This is a genomic window from Blautia sp. HCN-20427, assembly GCF_037890365.1.
GTDB lineage: Bacteria > Bacillota > Clostridia > Lachnospirales > Lachnospiraceae > Blautia.
Genome location: NZ_JBBKBX010000070.1, coordinates 1 through 668, shown reverse-complemented (window position 1 = coordinate 668; position 668 = coordinate 1). Strand labels below are relative to the sequence as shown.

General features: G+C 31.3%; 1 pseudogene. It reads left to right on the top strand.

From position 1 onward, the window contains the following. A pseudogene (locus WKT17_RS16235) lies at window positions 1-281 on the top strand (hypothetical protein); the annotation flags it as partial. Window positions 282-668: the final 387 nt, after the last annotated feature.

The window sequence follows — 668 nt, the reverse complement described above, 5'->3', positions numbered from 1 at the left end:
TGCATATCCATATCATGAAATCCATAGAGGTTTTATCCGGAATAACAAAAAAATCATGGAATGTATTTTATTATGCATGTTCCTATGCAAGGGTTGATTATTCCAGATTTATGAACCCCACTGCCCGGATTGCTTTGAAGCTGATACCGGATTCCTTGCAGACACAACCAGTATTTCTGTGTGTTGATGATACCATGGTATCTAAATTTGGTACAAAATTTGAAAATGTTTCAAAATTTTTTGACCATGCTGCTGGTCAACCTGATCAATATGAGGTATAAAAAATATCGAAACACATATAAAATCAAATGTTATGACAAAGGCTTTAAAGCAGCTGATTCATCAGCAAGTCTATCATTTATAAAGTTGTAAACTGGTGGATATAGAAAAGAAAAAATAAAAAACAGTTGACATGTAATATTTACTGTGATACCATATGAGAGTTGTTGTTGGGAAAGAAAAGATAATTTGAGATTTTAACTGAACAATAGCGGATGATAATGAATAATTTTCAGAAAATGAAAAAAGTTATTGGTAAAGTATAGAATATATGATATTCTGATAAAGCTGTTGCAAAGAACTGCGAAGTAAATCGAAAAAGATTGAAAAAGTTCTTGACAAAGCGATACAGATGTGATAATCTAATATGGCTGTCGAAAAAAAAGAAC